Genomic DNA, 22,464 nt, shown 5'->3' with positions numbered 1-22,464 from the left:
TTATGGAAAAAGAATTTTTAGAACATGGTCTCAGTATTAACAGGCGCAAATTCCTGTCGAGGTTGAGTTTGGGTTTAGGTAGTGTGGCATTAGGCTCGCTGCTGATCCCTGACTTGTTATCAGGTATTAATAGTGATAATGGAGCTGATTTTATTCCGGGCATACCGAATTTTGCGCCAAAGGCCAAGCGGATAATCTATCTTTTCCAGGATGGTGCACCATCACAACTAGAGTCCTTCGACTATAAACCAAAGCTGCGCGAAATGTTTGGGCAGGAATTGCCACCGTCAGTTCGTGGAGGGCAGATCCTAACGGGGATGACTGCTTTGCAAAAGTCATTTCCATTGGCTGGTTCTTATTATGATTTTAAACAATATGGTAAATCAGGTGCTTGGGTAAGTGACCTGTTCCCACATATTGGCAGTATTGCCGATGATATCTGTATTGTTAAAACACTTTATACCGAGGCCATTAACCACGATCCGGCGCTCACTTTCTTTCAGACGGGTGCGCAACAAGGTAACAGGCCGAGTATGGGATCGTGGGTGAGCTATGGTTTGGGTAGCGAGAATAAAAACCTGCCTGCGTTTACCGTTCTGCTTTCAAAAGGTAAAGGCAACGGTCAAGGCGTATATTCCAAGCTCTGGAGCAATGGTTTCCTTGATTCCATACATCAGGGCGTATTATTCAGCAGCAGCGAAAATCCAGTATTATATCTGAACGACCCGGAAGGATTGAACCGCCATGAGCGCCGTAAGATGCTGGATAAACTGTCAGAGCTAAACGAGCTATCCTACAAAGAATTCCAGGATCCGGAGATCACTACCAAAATAAAGCAATATGAAATGGCTTACCGGATGCAGACCGCCGTTCCGGAAATTATGGATGTTTCCAAAGAACCGGATGATATTGTGAAATTGTATGGCCCAGAATGTTTGGTGCCAGGTACTTATGCAGCCAATTGTTTGCTGGCGCGAAAGCTGTCGGAGAATGGAGTGCGATTTGTTCAGTTATATCACCAGGGATGGGATCAGCATACTAATCTCCCTATGGAAATGGCAGGACAGGCTAAGGATGTTGACCAGGCATCGGCAGCATTGGTGACTGATTTGAAACAACGCGGTCTACTGGACGAGACGCTTGTAATTTGGGGCGGCGAATTCGGCCGCACCAATTATAGCCAGGGCAAGTTGGAAAAGAAAAATTATGGCCGCGATCATCATCCGCGTTGCTTTAGCATATGGATGGCAGGAGGTGGTATTACTCCGGGTATAGTCTACGGCGAGACGGACGATTTTGGCTATAACATCTTGAAGAACCCTGTGCATGTTCATGATTTCCATGCAACTGTGCTGAACCAATTGGGTATTGATCATACTAAATTGACCTATAAGAGTTTGGGCAGACGGTATAGGCTCACCGACGTAGCCGGAAATGTAGTAAGAGATATTATTTCCTAAAGATTCAGAATATCATGGAGAGAAGAAGTTTTATAAAGACATCAGCAATTGCTTCAGCAAGTTTTTTTATTGCAAAAGACCTATTAGCTAAGGATGACGGACCTATTTATGGTCACGGTAATATGCGTTACCGTATGGATAACAAATGGAGCAAGGCCGACCCCAATATCAATCCTGTGAACGATTGTCATGAAATGGTTCAGGATAAAAAGGGTAGAATATTGTTGCTGACCAATGAGACTAAAAATAATGTATTGATCTATAGCAAATCGGGTAAGTTGCTGGGTACCTGGGGGCATGAGTTTCCTGGTGCACACGGTTTAACCCTGGTTAACGAGAACGGAACTGAGTTTTTATTCATTACTGATACGGTTAAGCATCAGGTATACAAAACAACTATCGATGGAAAGATATTAATGACCATTGATGTGCCGCTCGACACTGGCGTATATAAGGAGGCAAAAGATTTTATCCCTACAGAAACTACGGTGGATAAGAACGGCGACTTCTTTATTGCTGATGGTTACGGTTCACAATATGTTATCCACTATGATAAGGATGGGAAGATCAAAAATTATTTCGGCGGTCGCGGTGATGGCGACGAGCATTTGGATAACGCCCATGGTATTGTAATAGACCGACGAAATGCTACGCCGACTTTATTAGTTACCGATCGTACCCGCAATTGCTTTAAACGGTTCAGCATGGATGGTAAATTACTTGAAGTGATTAAATTACCCGGAGCCTGTGTGTGCCGTCCTGTAATAAAGGGTGATCACTTGTATGCGGCTGTGTTGCGTTCACCTGATCTGGGTAAAGAAAACTCGGGTTTTACAACTATCCTGGATAAGAATAACAAAGTCGTTTCCAATTTGGGCGGTACCGAACCTATTTATAAGGATGGCGTATTACAGCCCATGTCGCAGGCCGAAAAGATATTCCTTAACCCGCATGATGTTTGCGTGGATGATGATGAGAACCTGTACGTAGCGCAGTGGGCCTCGGGCAAGGTGTATCCGTATAAATTTACTCGTGTTTAATTATTTGCTGCCCGCTAAATGATAAAAGACAGTTACAAGGGTGTTGCAGGTAATTTGTTATTTGCGCTGAATATTTTCATTGTTGTTTTACTGATTGCCGGGGATCATCTGGTAATACCGCTTTGGCTGCAGCCTGTAGGCCGGCTTCATCCTATGATATTGCATTTCCCTATCGTGCTGCTGATCCTGGCCATGTTGCTGGAGTTTTTCCGGTTCAGATCAGCATTTGCAAACGAGAAACTTTATGATGAATTCACTACGGTTTTATTGCTTTCGGGAGCATTATTGGCGGCTACTACGGCAATTATGGGTTTGTTCCTGGCGCGCGAGCCGGGTTACGATAGCAACAGCGTGCAATGGCATAAATGGTCTGGAGTATGTATCGTATTTATATCTACAGCCATTTACTGGCTGCGAAATGCTTCATGGTACAAGCCACGTACAGCACAATCGGGGGCAGTGGCTACAGTCTGTTTTTTGATGATGGCAGGTCACTATGGTGCAAATATTACTCATGGAGATAATTTTGTATTGGGCCCGGTAATGAAAAGCTCACGTCCGTTGGTGCCTATCGATCAGGCATTGGTTTACCGTGATGTGATTCAGCCAATATTGGAGACAAAATGTATTAGCTGCCATAATCCTGATAAATTAAAGGGAGGCTTGATGCTAATCGATGAGAAATCAGTTTTAAAAGGAGGGAAGTCAGGAAAGCTATTTGTACCGGGTCAGCCGCAAGTGAGCTTGCTGCTGCAGCGTATTCATTTGCCTGAAGAAGAGAAGAAGCACATGCCTCCATCGGGCAAACCACAATTGACGGCTGCTGAAATGAATGTGCTGTATCAATGGATCAAAGCGAATGCTGATTTCAAAAAGAAGGTAACCGATTTCCCTGCAACCGACTCATTACGCATGGCTGCAGTAATATTCCTGAAACCTGCGGAAGCATCAGAAGAGCATTATGATTTCGCTGCTGCTGATGATAAAGAGATCAAAAAGCTCAATAATAATTATCGTGTTATTTACGCATTGGCGAAAGAGTCGCCTGCATTAGCTGTAAATATTTATAATAAAACTACTTACAACGTTAAAGTGCTTGATGAATTAAGTGGGATCAAAAAGCAAGTTGTATCAATCGACCTGAACAAAATGCCCGTAAAGGACGGTGACCTTAAAACAATTGCCAAATTTGAAAATCTCCGCACGTTAAATCTCAATTTCTCAGATATTACAGGGAATACTTTAAAGGACCTGTCATCGCTGAAATATTTACATTCGATTTCACTCGCCGGGGCAAAATTGAGTGCACAGGCATTAGATCAGTTAAAGACCTTGAAAAATTTAAAAGAGGTGGTGCTTTGGAATACTGGCCTTACGGTGAAACAGCTACAGGCGTTCGTAAATTCCAATAAAAAGGTAACACTTATAGAAGGTTTTAAAGACGATGGTAAGCCGATGAAACTGATACCACCGCAAGTAAAAAACACGGCATTTGTTTTTAGTAAGCCGGTTCAATTGATTGTTACCAACCCAATCAAAGGAGTTGATATTCGATATACCACTGATGGGAAAGACCCGGACAGTGTTAAATCAGCTATATACAAGCCAGGTATTATGATTGCCGATAACACCACTATTAAAGCCAAAGCTTATAAAGCTGGCTGGTATGGTAGTGATGTGGTTAGCTATACTTTTTATAAAAATACTTTCGCGCCTGATAGTATTTCCCTAATCAAACCCGTTAACGAACGCTACCAGGCTGATGGGGCTAAAACCTTAACCGATGGCGAACTGGGCGGTATGAATTTCGGTAACAATAAATGGCTGGGAACCCAAACCGATATGGAGCTGATGCTTTACTTTAAAAACCCGATAAAACCACGTACGCTGACTTTGAACTGCCTGAAAATGATTGGCAGCCAGATTTTTTTGCCAACTGAAGTAGAAGTATGGGGTGGCACAGACATACAGCATTTAAAGGCTATCGGTTCATTAACAACTGAGTTACAAAAGAAAGGTGATCCGGATATTTTACAGCCCCTGGTATGCAAACTGCATGAAAGCGGGCCTATCACCTGTATAAAATTTATAGCAAAGCCTATTTACAAATTGCCGGGATGGCATCCTGCAAAAGGAAAACCATCCTGGGTATTTGTTGATGAGGTGTTTGTTAATTAGATACTGTTTTATTTAGCTGCAGCGGGTTGATCCAACTCACCCATCTTATCAAATAATGCTCTGAAAGCATTGCTTTGGGTATTTTGTTTAGATTGAGCGGTGTCCTTATTATAATATTCTTTCAGGAACTGCACGGATGGAGACCATACCGTTTCGGCTATACCATAAAAGCGGCTGCGCATTGGGGTAACAGACAGAGTGCGTGAACGATAAAGATCTTCTACCTGGCTTACAGCTACCTGCGGACGGTTCCAGGCACAGGTTACCACGCGGTATCCTTTCAGCGCAAAATATACGGCAGTTTGGTTGTCGCGGTCATACTGCCAGTCGCAGATTACGACATCTCTGGGTATCATATCCACTGCTCGATAAGTATCGTTATAGCTCGCGGCCCACATACCAATACCGGTAGCACGGCCGTCGATCAACCTGTCGCCCCATATCCATAATTCTCTGCCTTTTTCGGCAAGATGATCACGGATCAATTGCACTTCATTGGCATAGATCACCGCTTTATCACGACCACCGCAGCGTGGGCATTTATCGTCGGCTAAGTAAAATACTTCGTCCATGCCTGCATGAAATGCATTCGCTTCAAATACCTCCATCGCCTCGTCTACCAGGTCGAACACTATTTTATGCACTCCCGGATGAAGCGGGCAATAGCTTTTGCAATACAAATTATTAGCATTCGGCCATTTATATTCAGCAGCGGTAGCCGGCATTTTTACCCATGGTGTCTCATCAAATTCAGGATATTTCTCTAATAGCTTATTCAGCTTATGCGCCCACGATTGGTGCCCCAACAGGTTGATCTGCGGAATGATTGCAATGTTGTTCTTCTTGCATGCTTCAACAATCTTCTTTACGTCCCCTTTAGTCAATGATGCCGAATCGCGAAGTTCAGGATGGCTCTTGTAGCTATAATTAAAATCAACCCGAAGAATCAATGTGTTTATCTTTCTGGGAGCTAGTTCTTGATCAATAAATTTTACAAAATCTTCCAGACCACTTGGTTTCGGAGCAGCAATGGCAAACCCTCTGACAACGTAGTTACTATCAGGCAGAGCCTGTTGCGCCAATAGATTGGTGCTAAATAAACAAATAAAGAGTAGAATTAGATAGCTATATCTTTTCATGAGATTGTATTTAGACGATTACGGGCTTAGAATTCGCTGTACAAGTTAAATAAACTTATAGCTATCGAGAAGTAATATTTGTTTTGTAAAAGGCGTGGAGGAGATGTTGGGAAAGGCCATAAAATAAAAATACCCCGCATTCGCGAGGCATTAATTTTATTCGGCGGAGAGAGAGGGATTCGAACCCCCGGACCTTTAACAGTCAACGGTTTTCAAGACCGCCGCAATCGACCACTCTGCCATCTCTCCGGGGGCAAAAGTACAAAACCGGGTCGAATTGGCAAATTTGATGTTAAGTTTTTTTAAATAAATCAATAAGTATCTGACTTGTAAATATTTAATGGTTGGTTTTCTCTGTTTTTGTCGTTCGAAAAGTATTGAACTTGGGTTTTACGATCTTAATACTTCGCTTGCAAAGCTCAATACTGGCATTAAGTTCGAAGCCGATCAGTATAATCAGCGAGTTCAAATAGAGCCATATCATGATCACGATTAGCGTGCCGATAGAGCCATAAATTTTATTATAAGACGAAAAATTATTGATGTAAAAAGTAAACCCAAGCGAAGTCAGAACCGCCAGGCTTGTCGCCAATATAGAGCCCGGGCTCAGGAACTTCCACCTTTGTTTGTGAGCCGGGCCATAACGGTATAAAAGTGATACGGTTACAAAAAATATGGCAACTACTATTACCCATTTCAGCAACGCTATCGCTGTAAACCATCCGTGGGCTTTGCTATAAAAATGATGCTGTAAGAATACCAATATCTTGTGCCCGGCTATCATAATACCCACGGCAACAAACATTGAACAGCAAATCATGATGGTGAGCACTAAAGCCACCCAGCGCCTATGAACATAACTCCTGGTTTCTTTTACTAATGATGACTTATTAAATGCCTGTATCAGCCTGTTAACGCCATTTGTAGCGAAAAACATAGTGGTTAGGAAACCAAAAGACGTTAAACCACCGCTCTTTTTCGTGATGATCTCCTTAATAGCATCCTGAAAAGCCAGGTATGCGTTTCGTGGCATTACGCCGGCCATCATGTCTACCAAGTTATCCTGGAAATGTTTGATGGGGATGTATGGGATCAATGTGAATAAGAAAATCGTTGCCGGAAACAATGCCAGCATAAAATTATAAGCGAGTGACGAGGCCTGATTGGCCAGTTTGCCTTGCTTTATTTCACTAAAAAAGAAGACGGCAACGGTATAAAGGGATATGGGCTTGAACCCTGGAAAGGCAATATACTTGGTACATTCAATAAGATACCTGTAAAAAACAAACCGTCGTAAAAAGCGGTGCAACCATTCCATTTAAGTCAAATCTACTTAAAAAATGGCTTCAATCTATCAATAAATTCCTGCGGAGGCATACAGGGGCGATTTGTGTCCATGTTGACAAACACCAGTAGCGTTTCTCCGATATTAATCAGTTCACCGGCTGGATTATATAGTTCATATTTGAAATGGATCCTTATGCCCGGCATTTTATCCATGATCACTTTCACGCTTATCTCTTCGTCATATAAGGCAGGTCTTATATACTTACACTTCATTTCAAGCACGGGCATCATAATTCCTGAAGCTTCCATACCACTGTAGGTCATACCCAGGCTACGTAACATCTCAACACGGCCCACTTCATAAAATTCAGCGTAATTGCCATAATACATGTAGCCCATCTGGTCGGTTTCACCGTACCTTACCCGAACTTTAGTGGTATGCTCAAACATTACTTTTTGATATTGCGTTCGTTAAGGGCTTGCTGAAATCTATGGGCATTTACCAAGTGATCGGCCACATTGGTAGCAAAGGCATGATAACCTGAAAAATCAGCTTTAGCGCACATATAAATGTAGTCGGTCTTTTTGAAGTCAAGTACGGCGTCTAAGGCATTTACGGACGGCATCATGATAGGGCCCGGAGGCAAACCAGTGTGCAAATAAGTGTTATAAGGTGAATCGAACGAGAGGTATTTATTCAAAACGCGTTTAATGGTAAAATCCTGCTTGGCGAAAATTACTGTTGGATCTGATTCTAATTTCATGCCCTTTTTCAGGCGGTTCAGGTACAAGCCGGCTATTGTCGGCATCTCATCGTCGTGCAAAGCTTCTGCATCAGTTATTGATGCCAATATTGAAACCTGGATAGGAGACAGGCCAATAGCTTCGGCCTTTTGCTTGCGTTCAGGTGTCCAGAACTTTTCGTAATTGGCATACATCCGCTTGAAAAACTTCTCAGGCGTATTGTTCCAATATACCTGATAGGTATTAGGGATGAACATGGCGTACACGTTATCAGGAGTAAAGCCATATTGTTTTAAGAAGTCAGTTGAATCTAACAAACGGATAATCGAAGTTGAATCTGGTTCGATCTTTTTAGATACAAATCCTGCAAATTCCTCTTTCAATCTTAAATTATGAAAATTAAGGGTGACAGGCTCCTGAGTTCCCGACGCCAGCATATTGATAAGGCGACGGTTACTCATGCCGCTTACTAAATGGTATCTGCCTGGTTTAACGCGGGTAGTATATTTCATATTTTGAGCAGCCCAGTTAAATGTCGTTGAATCTTTAACTATTCCTTCATCACGGATGGTTTTATATACATCCTGGTAACTAGCACCTGTGTGTATGTAGAGGTATTCCTGTTTGTCGGTTACGTTCGCACCGAAATATTTTAAGTAGTAAAATAAACCTGTGCCTCCCAATGCGAGAATAATAATAACAACAAACGCTATGATATACTTTTTAACAGAACTTGATTTCTTTTGCTCTTCCATTGTATAATGGTAAATTATTTTGATTGATTTTTTTGCCAGGCGACCAAACCGCCGGTCAAATTTCTGATATTTTTGTAACCTTTCAACTCTAAAATTGATTTGGCCGTAGCGCTTCGCAGGCCAACTTTGCAGATAACGATGATCTCATCGTCTTTATTCCATTCCAAATCATCAATATTTTCCTGTAGACCGGGTAGGGGGATATTCTTCCCTCCGATGTTAAAAGTATGGTATTCCATTTCGCCGCGCACATCAAGCAAGTTCAAATGTTCGCCATTTTGCAGGCGGACAAACACTTCTTTAGCATCTATATCCGTCATGGTGTTTTTTTGCCCTGCGTAACGGTAACGTTAATGCGGGTGCCGTTGCTTACTTTGGTGACTGAATCTGTTTTGGCCGGAACTTGTGATAAGATAACCAGGTTAGTTGAGTCGGTAATAGTACCCTGGTAAGTGATAACACCCAATGCCAATCCACTGTTCTTTAACACGAACCTGGCAGCATCCAGATCCTGGTTAACCAGGTCAGGTATTTCTACTTCGCTGGCGCCTGACCCATCGCCTAATACTAAATCGACTTTTGAGCCTTTAGGTATTTTGGTTCCCGCCTGTATAGCCTGACCCGCAAATTTAACCTGGAGTACATGGTTACGGGCAATATCGGGCTGATAGGTTGTGTCACCGATCTTTAAGCCATAGTTAGAAAGCGTTGCTTCAGCAGAAATATAAGGGGCATCTATTATATCAGGCAAAGCCACGTTGGGCGCCTGGTTTTTTACGATTTTCAAGTAGATCATACGACCTTCTTTTACGTTAGTTCCTGCATCGGGGTCCTGTTCTATCACCGTACCAGGTGCCTGATCCAAAACATATACGGAATCTATACTTACGCCAAATCCCTGATCTTTAAGTACATTGAGTGCCCTATCTATCGGCATATTGATCACTTTAGGGACCAGAATACCTGAGCCATGGCGCGTATAATAGCTAAGGCTGTAGAATGCTATTAAGGTTACAACAATGACAACAAGAATAGCGGATATGATGGTATTGCGGAATGATTTGGTTTTTAAGTAAGCTGTAAATTTGCTCATTTGAATTTATCAGGGTTGTGCTGTGCTGATCCAGCTATCAAACATAAATCTTTATTTCGAAATTCGGAATGCCGATTTTCTGATTCATACCTCAAAGTGGATCAAATGGTTAACGTTATTTGGTTAAATATAAGTATAAAATATGGGCCATTTATCAGGCAATAAAATCGGCGTAACAACAATTTAAAAAATATAATATTTAGATTGCGCCGACTTTATCATTAATTTCGGAATTCAAATTTGACCACAATGTTTCGTAAAAATATAGCCCTTTTAGCCGGAGGTTTCACCGGAGAATACGAAGTATCTGTAAACAGCGCAAAGAATATCGCAGCCAATCTAAACGCGGATAAGTATAATGTTTATACCATTTATATAAATCGCGACAGTTGGTTTTATGCTTCAGATAAGGGCAATTTTCCTGTTGACAAAAATGATTTTACTATCACTTTAGATGGTCAGAAAGTAAAGTTTGATTTTGCTTTTATCACTATACATGGCACACCGGGAGAGGATGGAAAAGTTCAGGGTTACCTGGATATGCTGGGCATACCTTATAATACCTGTGATGCCACCACCTCAGCCATTACCATGAACAAAGCATATACTAAAGCTATTGTCAATGGTATCCACGGATTAAACATTGCTCGTTCGGTGCAGATTTTTAAAAGCGGCATACATGATATATCGGCTGTGGCTGCTAAGCTGAAATTCCCACTTTTTGTGAAGCCCAACAACGGCGGAAGTAGCGTTGGAATGAGCAAAGTGCAAAATGCTGCAGGATTGCATGATGCATTTGAAAGGGCTTTTACAGAAGATGATCAGATATTGGTAGAGGAATTTATCAAGGGCCGCGAATTTAGTATTGGTATCGCACGCCTACATGGAAAAATAAAAGTGTTACCGGCTACTGAGATTATCAGCTCAAAAGAGTTTTTTGATTACGAAGCCAAGTATACTCCGGGCGTAAGCAAGGAAATCACCCCGGGAAATCTAACTCATGAGCAAAACGAAAAAATTGCAGAAATCGTAACGGAAGTATATCTGAGATTGAATTGCAAGGGCATGGTGCGTATTGATTTTATTTTACTGGAAGGAGCCGAAGAGTTTTATTTCATTGAAATTAATACCACACCAGGGCAATCGGCTAATAGTCTGATCCCACAACAGGTGAGGGCTGCCGGAATGAATGTAGGTGAGTTTTATGGAGAATTGATTGAAGGAAATATAAGGCATTAAAAAAAATCTATCCGCCAGATCGTGGACCGAGTCTGTTAATCAAATCAAATATTGCTCCATAATATCCTGTGGTATTTTAGCTGATCTGCCGTTTTGCATATCGATCATCGTATAATCAAACCAGCCGTCGCAGCAAACTTTACCCGTTGCTTTGTTGGTGATCGAAAATTTTACACGGCAGCCTTTATCATCTATGCTATCAATGCCGGTTTTAACGACGAAGTAGTCGCCCATCGTTAAGGCGCGTTTATATTCTACATGGGCTGTGCGCACCACCCAGCCAAAGCCCCGCTCCATAAACTTTTCCATGGCCATACCGTAACAGCGTTCCATCTGATCATATCGCGCAGCCAGTACGTAGTCGAAATATTTACTATTATGCACATGCTGAAACATGTCGATATCATCGGGCCTTACGCGGAATTCTGTTTCGAAGGTGGAGTACTGTTGTGTTGCCATTGATTGTAGAATGCAAAGTTGAAAGGTTGGAAAGTTAATCAGATTAACTGAAATTAAAAACAATCCGGGCCGACGTATTAAGCCCTGTAAACCATGCTTTGTACAATAATAATTTGTTTGCTAACTTCGGAAAAACCATTGTTTGAATGAAAACATTATATACGCTGCTACTGCCATTTTTTTTGTTTTCAGTTGTTGCTTCCGGACAGCAAAAACCAGTAAATATGCGATATACTGTCAGCATGGAAAGAGCTCCGGAGCATTTGTACCACGTAGAACTTACCAGTACCAGTGCAGGCAAGGTGCTAGATTATAAAATGTGTGTTTGGACACCAGGTTATTATCAGTTAATAGATTTTGCCGGGGCAGTACAAAACTTTTCAGCTGTTGACGCCAAAGGAGCAGCAGTAAAGTGGGAGCAGCCTTCAAAAACTACCTGGCGCGTTTATAGCAACAATGCTCCTGTGAAGATAAGTTATGATGTTAAGGCAACAGTACCCTTTGTAGGTAATGTATACCTCGATGAAACACGAGGCTATATAACCCCAGGCGGGTTGTTTATGTACCTTGACCAGGAATTGCGCCATCCTGTTACCATACAAATGAAACCCTATAGTAAGTGGAGCAGTCTGGTGGCAACGGGCCTGGATACTATACCTGGTAAATATCATACATTTAAAGCGGATGATTTTGATGCATTGTACGATAGCCCGTTTCTAATGGGTGAACTGGAAATTCTTCCGCCATTTACTGTCAGGAACAAGCCGCATAATTTTATTGGATATAAGCTACCTGCGTTTGACAGACAGGGTTTTATGGACAATCTTAAAAAGATAGTTCAAACGGGCAGCGATATAATCGGCGATGTCCCGTACACTCATTATACATTCCTTTCTATCGGCGCTGGTGGTGGGGGGATTGAGCATTTAAACTCCTCATCGTTAAGTTTTAGCGGAGGGGAAGGATTTAATACGCCTGATGCGCTCAAGAAGCTTTATAATTTTATTGCACATGAATATTTTCACAATTATAATGTAAAGCGTATCAGGCCGGTAGAGCTTGGTCCATTTGATTATTCAAAAGAAAATCATACCAATATGCTTTGGGTGAGCGAAGGTTTTACGGTTTATTATGAATACCTCATTACCCGCCGTGCAGGCATCATGACACCCGAAGATATGTTTGCTGATTTTCAGACTAACCTGAAAAATTATGAAAATAAGCCAGGACATTTATATCAATCAGCTACACAGGCCAGCTATTTTACATGGAACGATGGGCCGAACGGACGTGTGAACGATGATTTTAATAAAACTATTTCATACTACGATAAGGGCCCTATTCTTGGTTTAATGCTTGATTTTAGTATACGCCATGTCACGCAAAATAAAAAAACGCTGGATGATGTAATGCGCCTGCTTTACTATAAATATTATAAGCAATTAAAACGCGGCTTTACTGAAATGGAATTTAAAATGGAATGCGAAAAAATAGCAGGTACACCATTGCCTGAATTATTTGAGTATGCATCTACAGTTAAACCGCCGGATTATCCTAAATATTTTGCTTATGGCGGATTGAATATTGATACGGCAACCACCACGGTATCAACTACCTGGAGCGGTCTTAATATGCGAATGCTGCGCGACACGATGCGTATAATAAACGTAGACTTTCAGTCGCCCGCTTGGAATAAAGGCATCCGTAGCCGAACAAAGGTTTTAACAATTGACGGCATTCCTGCATCGCCAGAGGCATTTAAAAAGGCAATGGAAGGTAAGAAGGAAGGTGATACCTTGAATATTACAACGGAAAAAGACGGCGTTAAACAAGAGGTAGCGATAGGGCTGGCCCAAAAGCGCGAAAAAAGCTTTAAAATAACACCTATGATCAGCCCTAATCAACTGCAGGCTGCTATTTATAAAAGTTGGGTGGGTAAGTAAAGACAAATTTAAAAGAAGAGGATAACGAGAATACATTGCAACTACAGTTCAATTTATTTTAAATAACCACTCACTAAATCAACCACTTAACCCAAACAACTATTGTTAAATATTTATTTCATTTATCCAAAAACATACATTACCTTTGCACCTCAATTAACAAAAGTATTAACGCTTTAATATTATTCAAGTAATGTATTTAAGTAAAGAAGCAAAGACAGAGATCTTTGCAAAACATGGCAAAAGCGCAACCGATACAGGTTCGGCTGAAGGACAGATCGCATTATTTACAACCCGTATTGCGCATTTGACAGGACATTTGAAAAACAATAAAAAAGATTTTTCAACTCAGCTTTCGCTGCAAAAACTAGTAGGTAAACGCCGTGCATTATTGGCTTACCTGTATAACAAAGACATTGAAAGATACCGTGCCATCATCAAAGCTTTACAGCTGCGTGATATCATCAAATAAATCTTTCCTGAATTTCTTAAAAAGCCATCCAAATTCGGGTGGCTTTTTTACTTTTGCAAACAATTATACACAAAATAAAAATCGGTGTGTTCTGAAGATGAAAAGCACACCACAACAAAAACAAGATGAGTTTAAATGTAATTAAAAAGGTTATCGATTTGGGTGACGGACGCACCATAGAGATCGAAACCGGAAAACTGGCCAAACAGGCTGATGGGTCTGTTGTTGTAAAAATGGGAGATACGATGTTGCTGGCCACGGTCGTCTCTTCGCCCGAAGCAAAAGAAGGAGTTGATTTTCTACCCTTATCAGTTGACTACCAGGAGAAATATGCTGCCACTGGCCGCATCCCGGGTGGTTTTTTACGTCGTGAAGCAAGATTATCAGATTATGAGGTATTGATCTCACGTTTGGTTGACCGCGCTTTGCGTCCTTTATTTCCAGAAGATTATCACGCAGATACCCAGGTAATGATCAGCTTAATTTCTGCTGATAAAGAAATTATGCCTGACTGTTTGGCGGGCTTAGCTGCGTCAGCAGCTTTAGCTGTCTCTGATATTCCTTTTAACGGCCCTATTTCAGAGGTTCGTGTAGCTAAAATTGACGGTAAATTAGTTATCAATCCAACATTAAGTCAATTGGAAACTGCTACTTTAGAATTTATCGTAGCTGGCTCTGAGTTTGACATCAACATGGTTGAGGGTGAAGCTAAGGAGATCCAGGAAGCTGAGATGATCGAAGCCATCAAATTCGCGCATGAAGCAATCAAAATCCAATGTTTGATTCAAAGGGAATTGACCATTGCCGTTGGTAAAACCGAAAAACGTGTTTATAGCCACGAAGACCATAATGAAGAACTAAAGAAAGCGATCTATGCTGCTACTTATGAACAAGTGTATGCTATCGCTTCTTCTGCTTCTGCAAAAGATGAGCGCGCAGTTAAATTTAAAGAAGTTCGTGATACCTATATTGAAACTTTAGGCGAGATTGACGATGTTACTTTGTTTCTTGCTAAAAAATATTATCACGATGTAGAGTATGATGCTATCCGTAACCTCGTACTGGATGAAGGTAAACGTTTGGATGGCCGTACGACTACACAAATCCGCCCGATATGGAGCGAAGTAGGTTATCTTCCTTCAGCACACGGATCGGCAGTCTTTACTCGTGGTGAAACACAATCATTGACTACCGTAACTTTGGGTTCTAAAGAAGATGAGCAAATGATCGATGGTGCATTTATCAATGGCTATCAGAAATTCATTCTTCACTATAATTTCCCTGGTTTCTCAACCGGCGAAGTTCGTCCGAACAGGGGAGCAGGCCGTAGAGAAATCGGTCACGGCAACCTGGCAATGCGTTCATTGAAACAAGTACTGCCACCAGAGGATGAAAATCCATACACTATCCGCATTGTATCTGATATTTTGGAATCAAATGGGTCATCTTCAATGGCTACAGTATGTGCCGGTACTCTGGCGCTGATGGATGCAGGTGTTAAGATCAAAGCTCCGGTAACAGGTATCGCAATGGGTTTGATTACCAATGAAATGGGAACCAAATATGCGATCTTGTCTGATATTTTAGGTGATGAAGACCATTTAGGTGATATGGACTTTAAAGTAACAGGTACTGAAAATGGTATTGTTGCATGTCAAATGGACCTGAAGATCAATGGCTTATCGTACGAAGTTTTAACAAAAGCTTTGGATCAGGCTAAAGAAGGTCGTCTGCACATCCTAAACGAGATCAAAAAGACGTTAAGCGAGCCGCGTGAAGACTACAAACCGCATGCACCACGTATTATTGTTATAAAGATCGATAAAGAATATATTGGCGCTGTTATAGGGCCGGGTGGTAAGATCATACAGGAAATGCAGCGTGAAACCGGTGCTACTATCTCGATCGAAGAAAAAGACAACCAGGGTATCGTTCAGATATTTGCTGCAAACAAAGCTTCTATTGATGCTGCCGTTTCACGCATCAGAGCTATAGCCGCGAAACCTGAAGTTGGCGAGGTCTACGAAGGTAAGGTGAAATCAATAATGCCTTTTGGTGCATTTGTTGAGATCATGCCTGGCAAAGACGGCTTGCTGCACATTTCAGAGATTGACCATAAACGTTTCGAAACGATGGATGGTATCTTTAAAATAGGTGATGAAGTACGTGTTAAACTGCTGGATATCGATAAGCAGGGTAAATTAAAGCTTTCGAGAAAAGCCTTGTTGCCGAAACCAGAGAAAGCACAATAATTTAATAATCAAGTTACTATAAGGCCTCCGGAAACGGGGGCTTTTTTTATGAAATTTTTTTTCACTTTTCGAAAACAAAACATTTTTTTTAAACTTATAGTGAATGAGATGCGCATTGATCCTTTATCCGATCCCAACGATAACCTAAGTCCCATTAACATTGACTCATTAAGTTTGCTTGATGGAAAGGCATCTGTTTTGCAAAATAAGGAGGACGATTTGACCAAACTGTTGCTTTATGAAATCATGCGTGTTAAACAGTTGATACAACAATCAGAATCAATACCCAATAATAGCAGCCATGTCGCTATTCCTGTTTTGAATGAGCTTGTTTCTGAAGCTTATAACTCACTTGTCGATTATGATGTAGCATTAATGAAAAAGTATTATGATCTGCTACAAAACTGTGATTAGGATTATTTAAGGTATTCGTAGCAGTGTCAAAATCCTTCCTTAGTTGTACAAAATTTCTGTATGACTTATTAGTAATCGCTATATTCGACCCATGAACCATCTTGTAGCACCTTCCATTTTAGCATCTGATTTTGGCAACCTTCAGCGCGACATTGAAATGCTGAACAGGAGCGAAGCCGACTGGATTCACGTGGATGTAATGGACGGTATGTTTGTACCCAATATTTCTTTCGGCTTTCCAGTGATGGAAGCAGTGAAAAAGCACGCTAAAAAGCCTTTGGACGTTCATTTAATGATTGTTGACCCCGATCGTTATATTAAAGAATTCGCGGAAAAGGGGGCTAATGGGATTACGGTTCATTTTGAAGCTTGTACACATTTGCATCGTACCATACAAGGCATCAAAGAATTAGGATGCCGCGCCGGAGTAGCGTTAAACCCGCATACGCCTGTTGCATTTTTAGATGATATTATTGCTGACCTGGACCTTGTATTGATCATGTCTGTAAATCCCGGTTTCGGCGGACAAAAGTTCATAGCAAATACCTATAAAAAACTTCATGATCTGAATGCTTTAAGTTCGTCGCGTAATCCAAACCTGTATATTGAGGTAGACGGCGGCGTTGGAGAGCAAAATGTGAAGCAACTAGTTGAGGCAGGAGCAAATGTTTTTGTCGCCGGTAACTCAGTTTTCTCAGCCGCCGATCAGCTTCAGGCTATCAAAAATTTAAAAAATCCGCTATAAATTATCATTATTGCAATCAATTCACTTAATACTAAGTTAAAATTGATTTTTTAATATTATTTAAATTTAGAGCGTTGATCAGATTTGTAATTATGATAAAAAAATTGCAAATAAACTCTTCGATCATTATCAAGTTTATTAACTTTGCGCCTACCAAATATAAAGTTGGCAATTATGCCAGTAAGTTATTTTAAATCAAAAAAATAATATGAAACACAATTTCGGTGCCGGACCAGGCATTTTACCACATGAGGTATTTAAACAAGCCGCAGAGGCAGTGTTAGATTTCAATGGAACAGGATTGTCGATATTAGAAATATCGCACCGTTCGGCTGAATTCGAGGCTGTTTTGGATGAGGCTGTAAAGCTGGTGAAAGAACTTTTTGAAGTTCCCGAAGGTTATTCGGTATTATTTTTACAGGGCGGTGCAAGCACGCAGTTCGCTTTAGCACCGTATAACTTACTACCTGAAGGCGGTAAAGCTGCTTATCTGGATTCAGGCGTATGGGCCAGCAAGGCAATCAAAGAAGCAAAATATTTTGGAGAAACTATAGTAGTAGCTACCTCTAAAGAAAGCAACTACACTTATATTCCTAAGGATTTTACTATTCCTGCTGACGCTGCTTATTTCCATATTACGTCAAACAATACCATTTATGGTACACAGTTGCAGGAATTCTTCAAATCGCCCATACCAATGGTGTGTGATATGTCGTCAGACATTTTCAGCCGTAAAATAAATGTGGCTGATTTTGGTTTGATCTACGCAGGTGCGCAAAAGAATATGGGTCCTGCGGGTGTTACTCTGGTGATCGTAAAAGATTCGATATTAGGTAAAACAGGCCGTAAGATACCTGCAATGTTCAATTACCAAACTCAAATTGAAGGTGGATCGATGTACAACACCCCGCCTTGCTTTGCCATTTTGGTATCGATGCTGACGCTGCGGTGGTTAAAATCCAAAGGTGGTGTTGAGGCTATTCAAAAAGAAAATGAAGCGAAAGCAAAAGCTTTGTATACTGAAATTGACCGTAACCCATTGTTCAAGCCGGTTTGTGTTCCTGAAGACCGTTCACACATGAACGTTTGTTTTGTGGTTGAAAATCCAGAACACGAAAAACCGTTCCTTAAATATTGCGAAGAAAAAGGAATTGTGGGCATTAAAGGCCATAGGAGTGTAGGCGGTTTCAGGGCATCAATTTATAATGCATTACCGATAACCAGCGTACATGTGTTGATCGATGCAATGCAGGAATTCCAGGAGAAGAATAAATAATTTATTTGGTCATCAGTCATTGGTCACTAATCATTTTTGATGGGGCCAATGACTAATGACATAATGACAAATGACTAAAAAAATGATCAAAATATTAGCTAACGATGGTATCGATCCGATTGGCAAGAAAATGCTGGAAGATGCCGGATTTGAAGTAGATACTAATAACATACCACAGGATGAACTGCCTGTGAAATTGCAGGCTTATGATGCCATCACCGTGCGCAGCGCTACCAAAGTGCGCAAAGCATTAATCGACGCATGCCCTAACCTGAAACTGATCGGTCGCGGTGGGGTAGGTGTGGATAATATCGATGTAGATTATGCTAAAGAAAAAGGCATTGGCGTCTATAACACGCCTGCATCATCTTCTTTATCCGTTGCAGAATTGGTATTTGGACAATTATTCGGCTGTGTTCGTTTTTTGCCTGATAGCAACCGTAAAATGCCGGTTGAAGGCAGCACCAAATTTAATGACCTGAAAAAAGCTTATGCAAAAGGCATCGAGCTTCGCGGTAAGACTTTGGGTATTGTTGGTTTTGGCCGTATTGGTCGTGAGGTGGCAAAAATTGCTATCGGTGTAGGAATGGATGTGCTGGCATATGACCTTTATCCGTTCAACCCTGAAGTTGAGGTAGTATTGGGCGGCGGTACAGTCGTCAAAGCATCTGTAAAGACTGCGACGCTAGAGGAGATCATAAAAACAGCAGATTTTATCACTCTGCATACTCCATTTGTAGATAAAGCCCTATTGGGTGCTGCTGAGCTTGCTCAAACTAAAAAAGGCGTGGGCTTAGTAAACTGTTCCCGCGGTGGTTTGATCGACGAACTGGCTTTGATAGACGCCTTGAACAGCGGACAGGTTTCATTTGCTGCACTGGATGTATTCGACAACGAACCAACCCCACGTGAAGAAATATTAAAGCACCCTAAAATATCATTGACACCGCATATCGGCGCCGCTACCAACGAAGCCCAGGAAAGAATAGGGGTGGAACTGGCAAGTTTGATAATAGAGCATTTTAAGAAGTAAGATAAAAGGGTTTGAATCCCTTCTTCTGTACGATTTAAAGACCCGGTCAGTTTGGCTGGGTTTTTTGTTTAAATAGTGTTGTGAGTACTATCAGTAGGGTGAATCGTATAAAATCATTTTTAGTGACCCAAATCATTTTTGCTGTGTCAATTATCTGATATTTTGCGCGCAGAAATATATGCCCGAGTTAAAAGTATATCGTCACTTACCACCCCGCACTCTATTAATCTGGCGAATTGTTCAAGCCTTATTTTGGCTGATTGGCGTTGTTATTTTATCTTGTTTATTGTTTTTTCCCGCTTTAGGGATAATGCTCTTCTGGAATATCTTAATTCCCGTTGCCCCTGCATTGCTGGTAGTCAGCACCGGATTGTGGAGAAACGTGTGTCCCTTGGCTACGACTAATCTTCTGCCAAGACGTTTTGGTTTATCGAAAAAGAAAAAGTTAACTCCCAAACAATCGGGTGTATTTAGTTTGATCGCGATAGTTGCGTTATATGTTATAGTGCCACTTCGCCACGCTGTATTTAATACAAATGGACCGGCAACCGCGGTATTGATTATCACAATGGTTTTAGCCGGGGGCATTTTAGGTTTTTTTTATGAATGGAAAAGTGCGTGGTGTTCGGGCCTATGTCCGATTCATCCAGTTGAAAAACTATATGGTGGCAATATACTTACAAGTTTACCTAACGCGCATTGTTCCGAATGTGCAAATTGCATGGTTCCATGTCCGGATTCAACGCCGAACATTCGTCCAGAAGCTTCAAAAAAGAATTTATGGTTCCGTATGAGCGGATTTCTTACCACTGGTGGCTTGCCAGGTTTTATATGGGGGTGGTTTCATGTTCCGGACAATCGATTCACAGGCAGCTTGCACGAGCTATTCATGACTTATGAAATACCATTTTTCGCCTTATTGGTGTCGTTGACAATTTATGGTTTGTTATTGGCAAACACTGAACAAAAGTATGAACCAAAACTTTCCGGCTTTTTTGCTGCCGCCGGTGTATCTTGTTATTATTCGTATAGAATACCTGCATTATTTGGTTTCGGAAATCTGGGTGCTGATGGTCTTTTGATCGACCTGAAAGGAAAATTTCCTGAATGGGGCATAAATTTGATAATAGTAGCAACAACGACTTTCTTTTTTTACTGGCTGTTAGTCAGGACACGAAATAAGAACAGTTGGCTCATCCGGCCAGCGTTTGTAAAGAAAACCGCAACCGTAAGGAATAAGTTGCCAGTTTAAGTGCTCCGGTCCGCTCGGTGACTTTTGCAATAACAAAAAAAGCAGATGGTAAATTAAGCATTACAAGCTCACGAGAATACGATGGATATATATCCGGTTATTTTAATCGTAAAATGAAGCTGCATACCATTGAAAAGATGGAAATACATTTTCTGAAATATACAGATCGACGTTATCGCAAAATCTCTATATGGAATCATGAATCATAACTCCCATGTATAAATTCACTATTAACGAAATAATTTACAGGCTATAAGTCACATCCTTTTCCGGAATCGACACCGGAAAGCCTTCTTCTTCCAAAGCTTCAGCTAGAGCCTGCATACTCGCTTCCTCGCCATGCACCAGGAAGATGGTTCTCAACTTGTCCTTATGCTGTTGCCGGGCAACATTCATCAGGTCTTCATGGTCGCCATGGGCGCTTAAAACGTCAGTTTGCCTTATCGTAGCATAAACAGAAAGCTCACGATCCTTAATATGAACAATAGGATCGCCGCGAAGTAAGCGATGCCCTAAAGTTCCCTTAGCACAGTATCCGATAAACAGGATAGTACAATAATAATTCTGGATATTCTCATACAAATGATCCTGAATACGTCCGCCCTCCAACATTCCTGCCGATGAAATAATAATGCAAGGCTCAAAATAATTGGATATCTGCCGGCTGTCCTGCAAGCTTTCTATGTATACCAGGTTATCAAATTCAAACTCATCACCTTTAGTTTGATAAAATTCCCTGGCCTCCTCATTTACAAGGCTGTGGTGCTTACGGAATATCTCGGTGGCAGCAACAGCCATCGGGCTGTCCACAAATACCTTTACCGGCGGCAAAAGCCCTTTGGTGAAGATTTTATTCAGTGAGTAAACCAGCGACTGGGTACGACCGATACTAAAAGCCGGGATAATCAACCGCCCCTGTTCTTTTATACAGGCCTTTTCAATAGTCTCGATTAATGCCTGTTCAACCGTTTTATCTTTCGTATGCATCCGACCGCCATAGGTTGATTCTGTGACCAAATAATCCACATGTGGTAAATCCTGCGGATCATCAAGCACAGGATAATTTTTGCGGCCTATATCGCCTGTAAACGCTATAGTTTTCTCTTCACCATGGTCATTTATCTTAAATACGGCAGCGGCGGCGCCTAACAAGTGTCCAACAGGTATAAAAGTCAACTCAATGTTTCCATTTATACGAAATGAACGGTTAAAACCTATAGTTACCACCCGTTCCATAGTATCCATCACATGCTTTTGCAAATATAGCGGCTGCTGGGCAGGATGTTGATGTTTTTTGCGGTTATGCTTGCGGCTTTTGTTGATCTTTCCCATGAAAATATTCACTGAGTCAAGCAACAACAGTTCAGTCAGGTCGGCAGTAGCGGGGGTACATAGTACCTGCCCATCAAAACCCATTCTGATCAGGGTAGGCAAATTGCCTGAATGATCTATATGTGCGTGGGTCAGAACAACCACATCAATTTCTGACGGGTCGAAAGGAAAATTCTCATTCGATTGAACGCTGCGGTCTTTTTCATAATCCAGTCCGCAATCTATCAGTATTTTATATTGGTCAACCTCGAGCAGGTGCATGCTTCCTGTCACCTGCCGGGCCGCGCCGTGTATAGTCAGTTTCATTCGTTAGGTTATACGTAATACGTTTTACGTGCTACGTTTTTGATT

General features: G+C 41.4%; 20 protein-coding genes and 1 tRNA gene. 12 read left to right on the top strand and 9 right to left on the bottom strand.

The genetic code is table 11. The features are described from left to right. The first annotated feature begins 2 nt into the window (after positions 1 to 2). Genes Q3A68_RS04360 through Q3A68_RS04350 form a run of 3 tightly spaced genes read left to right on the top strand, consistent with a single transcriptional unit; the run spans position 3 to position 4,678 of the window. Positions 3 to 1,460, top strand: a complete 1,458-nt coding sequence (locus tag Q3A68_RS04360; protein WP_302899829.1) for a DUF1501 domain-containing protein — start codon at positions 3 to 5, stop codon at positions 1,458 to 1,460. Positions 1,461 to 1,474: 14 nt separating this feature from the next. Further along, the gene (locus Q3A68_RS04355; protein WP_302899828.1) at positions 1,475 to 2,500 is read left to right on the top strand and encodes an NHL repeat-containing protein; all 1,026 of its coding nucleotides are present in this window, start codon (positions 1,475 to 1,477) and stop codon (positions 2,498 to 2,500) included. An 18-nt stretch (positions 2,501 to 2,518) separates the two neighbouring features. Beyond that, the gene (locus Q3A68_RS04350) at positions 2,519 to 4,678 is read left to right on the top strand and encodes a c-type cytochrome domain-containing protein (RefSeq protein WP_302899827.1); all 2,160 of its coding nucleotides are present in this window, start codon (positions 2,519 to 2,521) and stop codon (positions 4,676 to 4,678) included. Between the two features lie 8 nt (positions 4,679 to 4,686). Here Q3A68_RS04350 and Q3A68_RS04345 read toward each other — a convergent pair whose 3' ends face one another. From Q3A68_RS04345 to Q3A68_RS04315, 7 genes are all read right to left on the bottom strand, one after another. After that, positions 4,687 to 5,817, bottom strand: coding sequence for a family 20 glycosylhydrolase (locus tag Q3A68_RS04345; protein ID WP_302899826.1), 1,131 nt, complete (start codon positions 5,815 to 5,817; stop codon positions 4,687 to 4,689). A 164-nt stretch (positions 5,818 to 5,981) separates the two neighbouring features. Next, positions 5,982 to 6,066 (bottom strand) — tRNA-Ser (locus tag Q3A68_RS04340). Between the two features lie 88 nt (positions 6,067 to 6,154). Then, positions 6,155 to 7,135, bottom strand: a complete 981-nt coding sequence (locus Q3A68_RS04335; RefSeq protein ID WP_302899825.1) for a YihY/virulence factor BrkB family protein — start codon at positions 7,133 to 7,135, stop codon at positions 6,155 to 6,157. An 11-nt stretch (positions 7,136 to 7,146) separates the two neighbouring features. After that, positions 7,147 to 7,554, bottom strand: coding sequence for an acyl-CoA thioesterase (locus tag Q3A68_RS04330; protein ID WP_302899824.1), 408 nt, complete (start codon positions 7,552 to 7,554; stop codon positions 7,147 to 7,149). Continuing rightward, entirely contained in the window at positions 7,554 to 8,603 is a 1,050-nt protein-coding gene (mltG, locus tag Q3A68_RS04325; protein WP_302899823.1) for an endolytic transglycosylase MltG, read from the bottom strand. The genes Q3A68_RS04330 and mltG overlap by 1 nt, the downstream gene beginning before the upstream one ends. Before the next feature lie 14 nt (positions 8,604 to 8,617). After that, entirely contained in the window at positions 8,618 to 8,923 is a 306-nt protein-coding gene (locus Q3A68_RS04320) for a rhodanese-like domain-containing protein (protein WP_302899822.1), read from the bottom strand. After that, positions 8,920 to 9,696 carry a PASTA domain-containing protein gene (locus tag Q3A68_RS04315; protein WP_302899821.1) on the bottom strand — a complete coding sequence of 259 codons (777 nt, stop codon included), beginning with the start codon at positions 9,694 to 9,696 and terminating at the stop codon, positions 8,920 to 8,922. The genes Q3A68_RS04320 and Q3A68_RS04315 overlap by 4 nt, the downstream gene beginning before the upstream one ends. 249 nt (positions 9,697 to 9,945) lie before the next feature. Here Q3A68_RS04315 and Q3A68_RS04310 point away from each other — a divergent pair, with 249 nt between their 5' ends. Next, positions 9,946 to 10,935: a D-alanine--D-alanine ligase gene (locus Q3A68_RS04310; RefSeq protein WP_302899820.1), complete on the top strand. Its 990-nt coding sequence runs from the start codon at positions 9,946 to 9,948 to the stop codon at positions 10,933 to 10,935. Positions 10,936 to 10,974: 39 nt separating this feature from the next. On the opposite strand, the gene Q3A68_RS04305 is transcribed toward Q3A68_RS04310, so the two are convergent. Continuing rightward, positions 10,975 to 11,394 carry an acyl-CoA thioesterase gene (locus tag Q3A68_RS04305; RefSeq protein ID WP_302899819.1) on the bottom strand — a complete coding sequence of 140 codons (420 nt, stop codon included), beginning with the start codon at positions 11,392 to 11,394 and terminating at the stop codon, positions 10,975 to 10,977. Positions 11,395 to 11,540: 146 nt separating this feature from the next. Between Q3A68_RS04305 and Q3A68_RS04300 the strand changes: the two genes are divergently transcribed. The 8 genes from Q3A68_RS04300 to Q3A68_RS04265 all read left to right on the top strand — a co-directional run bounded on the left by Q3A68_RS04300 (position 11,541) and on the right by Q3A68_RS04265 (position 20,781). Then, positions 11,541 to 13,337 carry a M61 family metallopeptidase gene (locus Q3A68_RS04300; protein WP_302899818.1) on the top strand — a complete coding sequence of 599 codons (1,797 nt, stop codon included), beginning with the start codon at positions 11,541 to 11,543 and terminating at the stop codon, positions 13,335 to 13,337. A gap of 193 nt (positions 13,338 to 13,530) precedes the next feature. Further along, positions 13,531 to 13,809, top strand: a complete 279-nt coding sequence (rpsO, locus tag Q3A68_RS04295) for a 30S ribosomal protein S15 (RefSeq protein ID WP_302899817.1) — start codon at positions 13,531 to 13,533, stop codon at positions 13,807 to 13,809. Between the two features lie 125 nt (positions 13,810 to 13,934). Next, positions 13,935 to 16,061, top strand: a complete 2,127-nt coding sequence (gene pnp, locus Q3A68_RS04290) for a polyribonucleotide nucleotidyltransferase (RefSeq protein ID WP_302899816.1) — start codon at positions 13,935 to 13,937, stop codon at positions 16,059 to 16,061. 108 nt (positions 16,062 to 16,169) lie between these two features. After that, positions 16,170 to 16,475, top strand: a complete 306-nt coding sequence (locus Q3A68_RS04285; protein ID WP_302899815.1) for a hypothetical protein — start codon at positions 16,170 to 16,172, stop codon at positions 16,473 to 16,475. A 91-nt stretch (positions 16,476 to 16,566) separates the two neighbouring features. Then, positions 16,567 to 17,220, top strand: a complete 654-nt coding sequence (gene rpe, locus Q3A68_RS04280) for a ribulose-phosphate 3-epimerase (protein WP_302899814.1) — start codon at positions 16,567 to 16,569, stop codon at positions 17,218 to 17,220. A 208-nt stretch (positions 17,221 to 17,428) separates the two neighbouring features. Then, positions 17,429 to 18,496 carry a 3-phosphoserine/phosphohydroxythreonine transaminase gene (gene serC / locus Q3A68_RS04275; protein WP_302899813.1) on the top strand — a complete coding sequence of 356 codons (1,068 nt, stop codon included), beginning with the start codon at positions 17,429 to 17,431 and terminating at the stop codon, positions 18,494 to 18,496. Positions 18,497 to 18,578: 82 nt separating this feature from the next. Further along, a complete protein-coding gene (locus Q3A68_RS04270; protein ID WP_302899812.1) occupies positions 18,579 to 19,529 on the top strand; it encodes a D-2-hydroxyacid dehydrogenase in 951 nt (316 codons plus the stop codon). Positions 19,530 to 19,707: 178 nt separating this feature from the next. Then, complete coding sequence (locus Q3A68_RS04265) at positions 19,708 to 20,781, top strand: hypothetical protein (RefSeq protein ID WP_302899811.1); 1,074 nt, start codon at positions 19,708 to 19,710, stop codon at positions 20,779 to 20,781. Positions 20,782 to 21,024: 243 nt separating this feature from the next. Here Q3A68_RS04265 and Q3A68_RS04260 read toward each other — a convergent pair whose 3' ends face one another. Continuing rightward, positions 21,025 to 22,419, bottom strand: coding sequence for an MBL fold metallo-hydrolase RNA specificity domain-containing protein (locus Q3A68_RS04260; RefSeq protein ID WP_302899810.1), 1,395 nt, complete (start codon positions 22,417 to 22,419; stop codon positions 21,025 to 21,027). Between the last annotated feature and the right edge of the window lie 45 nt (positions 22,420 to 22,464).

Origin of the sequence: Mucilaginibacter tolerans (genome assembly GCF_030519375.1) — a bacterium.
GTDB lineage: Bacteria > Bacteroidota > Bacteroidia > Sphingobacteriales > Sphingobacteriaceae > Mucilaginibacter.
The sequence above is the reverse complement of the archived record's forward strand: the minus strand, read 5'-3'. Positions and strand labels throughout refer to the sequence as shown.

Bases quoted from the DNA above. Each gene is read 5' to 3' on its own strand.
- Q3A68_RS04360 (WP_302899829.1), top strand. From the start codon at position 3: ATGGAAAAAGAATTTTTAGAACATGGTCTCAGTATTAACAGGCGCAAA.
- Q3A68_RS04355 (WP_302899828.1), top strand. From the start codon at position 1,475: ATGGAGAGAAGAAGTTTTATAAAGACATCAGCAATTGCTTCAGCAAGT.
- Q3A68_RS04350 (WP_302899827.1), top strand. From the start codon at position 2,519: ATGATAAAAGACAGTTACAAGGGTGTTGCAGGTAATTTGTTATTTGCG.
- Q3A68_RS04345 (WP_302899826.1), bottom strand. From the start codon at position 5,817: ATGAAAAGATATAGCTATCTAATTCTACTCTTTATTTGTTTATTTAGC.
- Q3A68_RS04335 (WP_302899825.1), bottom strand. From the start codon at position 7,135: ATGGAATGGTTGCACCGCTTTTTACGACGGTTTGTTTTTTACAGGTAT.
- Q3A68_RS04330 (WP_302899824.1), bottom strand. From the start codon at position 7,554: ATGTTTGAGCATACCACTAAAGTTCGGGTAAGGTACGGTGAAACCGAC.
- mltG (WP_302899823.1), bottom strand. From the start codon at position 8,603: ATGGAAGAGCAAAAGAAATCAAGTTCTGTTAAAAAGTATATCATAGCG.
- Q3A68_RS04320 (WP_302899822.1), bottom strand. From the start codon at position 8,923: ATGACGGATATAGATGCTAAAGAAGTGTTTGTCCGCCTGCAAAATGGC.
- Q3A68_RS04315 (WP_302899821.1), bottom strand. From the start codon at position 9,696: ATGAGCAAATTTACAGCTTACTTAAAAACCAAATCATTCCGCAATACC.
- Q3A68_RS04310 (WP_302899820.1), top strand. From the start codon at position 9,946: ATGTTTCGTAAAAATATAGCCCTTTTAGCCGGAGGTTTCACCGGAGAA.
- Q3A68_RS04305 (WP_302899819.1), bottom strand. From the start codon at position 11,394: ATGGCAACACAACAGTACTCCACCTTCGAAACAGAATTCCGCGTAAGG.
- Q3A68_RS04300 (WP_302899818.1), top strand. From the start codon at position 11,541: ATGAAAACATTATATACGCTGCTACTGCCATTTTTTTTGTTTTCAGTT.
- rpsO (WP_302899817.1), top strand. From the start codon at position 13,531: ATGTATTTAAGTAAAGAAGCAAAGACAGAGATCTTTGCAAAACATGGC.
- pnp (WP_302899816.1), top strand. From the start codon at position 13,935: ATGAGTTTAAATGTAATTAAAAAGGTTATCGATTTGGGTGACGGACGC.
- Q3A68_RS04285 (WP_302899815.1), top strand. From the start codon at position 16,170: ATGCGCATTGATCCTTTATCCGATCCCAACGATAACCTAAGTCCCATT.
- rpe (WP_302899814.1), top strand. From the start codon at position 16,567: ATGAACCATCTTGTAGCACCTTCCATTTTAGCATCTGATTTTGGCAAC.
- serC (WP_302899813.1), top strand. From the start codon at position 17,429: ATGAAACACAATTTCGGTGCCGGACCAGGCATTTTACCACATGAGGTA.
- Q3A68_RS04270 (WP_302899812.1), top strand. From the start codon at position 18,579: ATGATCAAAATATTAGCTAACGATGGTATCGATCCGATTGGCAAGAAA.
- Q3A68_RS04265 (WP_302899811.1), top strand. From the start codon at position 19,708: ATGCCCGAGTTAAAAGTATATCGTCACTTACCACCCCGCACTCTATTA.
- Q3A68_RS04260 (WP_302899810.1), bottom strand. From the start codon at position 22,419: ATGAAACTGACTATACACGGCGCGGCCCGGCAGGTGACAGGAAGCATG.